We start from the raw sequence: 1,146 nt of genomic DNA, 5'->3' as shown, positions 1-1,146 counted from the left end.
TCGGGCATGTACCCGAACCGCCGGCGGTCGGCGGTGGTGACGGGCGCGCCGTCGAGGGTGACCGTGCCGCCGTCCGAGGCCAGCACGCCCAGGATGATGCGCATGGTGGTCGTCTTGCCGGCTCCGTTGCCGCCGACGAAGCCGGTCAGCCGGCCCGGCGCGACGTCGAATCGGATGTCATCGAGCACGGTCCGTGAGCCGTAGCTCTTGGTGATGCCCTGCAGATGCAGTTCGCCTGTCATGCCTCCACGCTACGAACCGGGCCCGGTCCGGGGCATCCCCCCTGCGGCGGATTCGCGCGATCATCCCCGGGACGGAGTCCGCATCCGGCTCAGCGCCGGCCCGCATGCAGCACGCCGCGCACGACGAGCCCGGCGATCAGCGCCCAGAACGCGGCGCTGATGCCGAGGAGCGCGACGCCGGATGCCGCCACGAGGAAGGTGATCACGGCGGGCATCCGCTCGCCTGGATCGTCGATAGCCTGCTGCACGGCCGAGCCGAAGGCGCCGAACAGGGCGAGGCCGGCCACGGCGGGGATGACCGCCGCGGGCGCGAGGAGCACGAGCGCCGCGAACACGGCAGACAGCCCGCCGAGCACGAGGTACGACACCCCGGTCGAGACGCCGGCGATCCACCGTCGCGCAGGGTCGGGCTCGGCGTCCGGTGCCGCCGCCAGCGCCGCGCTGATGGCCGCGAGGTTGATGGCGTGACCGCCGGCCGGAGCCCCCAGCGCCGAGCCGATTCCGGTGACGAGCATCGCGGGTCGCCACGGCACCTCGTAGCCGAAGCTGCGCATCACGGCGATCCCGGGCACGTTCTGCGAGGCCATGGTGACGATGAACAGGGGCAGCGCGATGCCCACGATCGACCCGACGGTGAACGTCGGCGCGGTCAGGTGGAACGCGGGGAGCAGCACCGCCGGGTCCACCGCGGTGCCCGTGCGGGCGATGCCGATCACGACGACGACGGTCGCCGTGACGAACGCGGCCGGCACGGCCCACCGCGGCGCGAGGCGGGCGAACAGCAGCCAGGTGACCTCCACCGGGATCACGCCCCACGGGTTCGCGACCAGGCCCGTGACGGGCGCGAGGCACAGCGGCAGCAGCACGCTCGCGAGCATCGCCTGCGCGATGGACGGCGGAATGG

At 73.3% G+C, this 1,146-nt stretch carries 2 protein-coding genes; both read right to left on the bottom strand.

The genetic code is table 11. The features are described 5' to 3' along the window. A partial coding sequence (locus tag BGN97_RS00335; RefSeq protein ID WP_292697005.1) for an ATP-binding cassette domain-containing protein occupies positions 1-242 on the bottom strand: 242 nt, incomplete at its 3' end. Positions 243-331: 89 nt separating this feature from the next. Beyond that, a partial coding sequence (locus BGN97_RS00330) for a benzoate/H(+) symporter BenE family transporter (RefSeq protein ID WP_292697003.1) occupies positions 332-1,146 on the bottom strand: 815 nt, incomplete at its 5' end.

The sequence above is a fragment of the Microbacterium sp. 69-10 genome (assembly GCF_001897945.1).
Taxonomy (GTDB): Bacteria; Actinomycetota; Actinomycetes; order Actinomycetales; family Microbacteriaceae; genus Microbacterium.
The sequence above is the reverse complement of the archived record's forward strand: the minus strand, read 5'-3'. Positions and strand labels throughout refer to the sequence as shown.